Here is a 2,902-nt window from a genome sequence, read left to right on the forward strand (position 1 = left end):
GCCCCTCACCGCCCGGGCCAACACCCCGCACCGCTTCGTCCTGAACGACACCAACGACGGCTACACGGGCGCCTATCACGGCTGGGACTACTGGGAGCGCGAGATCGACGTACTCGCGCTGCACGGCTACAACGAAGTCCTCGTGTACGTGGGGGCGGACGCCGTCTACCACCGCGCGTTCCAGGAGTTCGGCTACGGGGACGAGGAGCTGAGGGCCTGGATCCCGGCCCCCGCGCACCAGCCGTGGTGGCTCCTGCAGAACATGTCGTCGTTCCCGCACCCCGTCTCCCGGCAGCTCATCGACGCCCGCGCCCGCCTCGGCCGCCGCATCTGCGACCGGCTGCGCCAGCTGGGCATGACGCCGGTCCTGCCGGGCTACTTCGGGACCGTGCCGCCCGGCTTCGGGACGAGGAATCCGGGGGCGAGAACGGTCCCCCAGGGCACCTGGGTGGGCTTCGCGCGCCCCGACTGGCTGGATCCGCGCACCGGCCATTTCGCCCGGGTGGCGGCCGCGTTCTACCGGGCGCAGGACGAGCTGTTCGGGCCGTCCACGATGTACAAGATGGACCTGCTCCACGAGGGTGGCAAACCCGGTGACGTACCCGTGGGCGAGGCGGCCCGGGGCGTCGAGAAGGCCCTGCGGACCGCGCACCCCGGCGCCACCTGGGTGATCCTCGGCTGGCAGCGCAACCCGGCGAAGGCCATCACCGACGCCGTCGACAAGCAGCGCATGCTCGTCGTCGACGGCATCTCCGACCGCTTCCCGCACATCACCGACCGCGAGGCCGACTGGGGCTCCACGCCCTACGCCTTCGGCTCCATCTGGAACTTCGGCGGCCACACCACGCTCGGCGCCAACACCCCCGACTGGGCCGCGCTGTTCGAGAAGTGGCGCACGAAGGAGGGCAGCACCCTCAGCGGCATCGCCCTGATGCCGGAGGCGGCCGACAACAACCCCGCCGCCTTCGAGCTGTTCTCCGAACTGGCCTGGCGGGTGGGCGACCTGGACCTCGAGGCCTGGTTCGCCGAGTGGGCCACCGCGCGGTACGGCGCCGCCGACCCGCACGCCGCCGCCGCGTGGGACGTACTGCGCCGCACCGCGTACGGCACGACCCGTACCGACAAGTGGGCCGAGGGCGCGGACGGCCTCTTCGGGGCGCGTCCCGACCTCGCGGCGAGGTCGGCGGCGTCCTGGTCGCCGAAGAAGATGCGATACGAGCCGTCAGATTTCGAGCCCGCGCTAGGTGAACTCCTTACCGTACGGCGTGACTTGCGGGACTCGACCGCGTACCGCCGCGACCTGCTCGATGTCGCCCGGCAGGCGCTCTCCAACCGTGGCCGCGTCCTGCTGCCGCGCGTCAAGGAGGCGTACGACGCGAAGGACGCGGCCCGCTTCGGCCGGCTGACCCGCGACTGGATCGAACTGATGGACCTGCTCGACCGGCTGGTCGCCACGGACTCCCGCCACCTGCTCGGCCGCTGGGTCGCGGACGCCCGCGCATGGGGCGCCGACGCGCGCGAGCGCGACCAACTCGCCTACGACCAGCTGTCGTTGCTCACGGTGTGGGGCAACCGCTCTGGCGCGGACGCCGGACTGCGCGACTACGCCAACCGCGAGTGGGCGGGGCTCGTCGGCGGCCTCTACCGGCTGCGCTGGGAACGGTACTTCAAGGAACTGCGCGCCGCGCTGGCGGAGGCCCGCGAGCCCCGGAAGATCGACTGGTTCGCCTTGGAGGACGCGTGGATCCGCGACCCGGGTCGCCTGGCCACGCGGCCGGCCGGTGACACGTACAGGGTCGCGGAACGGGTGCATGCCCGGCTGACGGCTTCGTAGCTCAGGCTGCGGAGTGGGCGCCGTCGGGGCGGACCTCGCTCTACGCGGTGGCGGGCTGGGGAGCGGTCCGCGCTCTCGGCGCGGCGTTCAGCTGCGCCGGGCCGGGGCTGCGGGGGTTCATTCGAGGCGGCGCCCCCGCACCGACGGGAGGGCCGGGGCGCCGCTCACAGCTCAGCGGCGCGGTGGGCACTCCTTCCACGCCATGTGGTACTCGGTGCTGATGTCCCCGTCCGTCGAGTCCATCGTCATGAAGCTCGACTTCGCGGGATCCGACGTGCCCACGTCGACACGCAACTCCGTGTTGATGTTGAAGTTCCGCCGCTCCCCGCACGGCGCCCAGACCAGCTGCGCCCAGTCCGTCGTATCGGTGGCCTGCCAGTTGTCGTGGTGGGCGCCCTTGAACTCATGGGTGATCGCGGCCGTGCTGGGTGAGCCCTGGAAGTAGTACGAGGCCTTCTCGATGCCCTTGGCGCCCGGCTGGAGCGAGGCGTAACCGCGGTAGTCCGCGCTCGCGATCGCGTACGTGAAGCCCTGCGGGACGTACACGATGAGGTTGAGCTGGCAGTTCTTGCGGAACGCGGTGGGGTCCGCGCCGCCGCCCGCCCGGGCGAGGTAGTCGCTGTAGGTGACCGTGAAGGCCGTGTTGTCCTCGGAGACGGCGACGGCCGCGGTGCCGCGCGGGCAGCCCGAGCCGTTCACCGTGGCGACCTCGATCACGATCTTGTCCGGCGGCGGTTCAAGGGTCCCGGTGGGGCTGTACGCCGAGAGCGTGGAGCCGAACAGCGCCGCGACGGCGCCGGTCAGCAGCAGTGCACCAGCCATGGTTCTCCGTTCCGTTGCGAAGGAGGGGGGTTGGAGAAGTGCCGTGGTGCGTGAAGCGTGAGCGAGGGGAGCGTACGGAGCGGCGGGAAGCACTGCCAGAGCGATGTCCGGCCATTCCGCCGACGTCAACTCAGCGCGGGCTGAGGGCTCTTGACGGGTATACGTCGTCGTCAATCTCTGGTAGGAAACCTTCCTAACAGTACGCGGAACGACGAACTCCCCCTCCTGGAGGCCCACGTGCAGACC

2 protein-coding genes are annotated in these 2,902 nt (G+C 71.0%); one reads left to right on the forward strand and one right to left on the reverse strand.

All coding sequences use genetic code 11. The features are described 5' to 3' along the window. On the forward strand, positions 1 to 1,834 hold a 1,834-nt coding region (locus tag GKQ77_RS31040), incomplete at its 5' end, for an alpha-N-acetylglucosaminidase (RefSeq protein ID WP_219692449.1). A 171-nt stretch (positions 1,835 to 2,005) separates the two neighbouring features. Here the strand turns inward: GKQ77_RS31040 and GKQ77_RS31045 are convergent. Beyond that, positions 2,006 to 2,656, reverse strand: coding sequence for a DUF4360 domain-containing protein (locus GKQ77_RS31045; protein WP_219692450.1), 651 nt, complete (start codon positions 2,654 to 2,656; stop codon positions 2,006 to 2,008). Positions 2,657 to 2,902: the final 246 nt, after the last annotated feature.

The organism is Streptomyces anatolicus (genome assembly GCF_019400875.1).
Taxonomy (GTDB): Bacteria; Actinomycetota; Actinomycetes; order Streptomycetales; family Streptomycetaceae; genus Streptomyces; species Streptomyces anatolicus.

Excerpts from the sequence above, each read along its gene's own strand:
- GKQ77_RS31045 (WP_219692450.1), bottom strand. The coding sequence starts at position 2,656 with ATGGCTGGTGCACTGCTGCTGACCGGCGCCGTCGCGGCGCTGTTCGGC.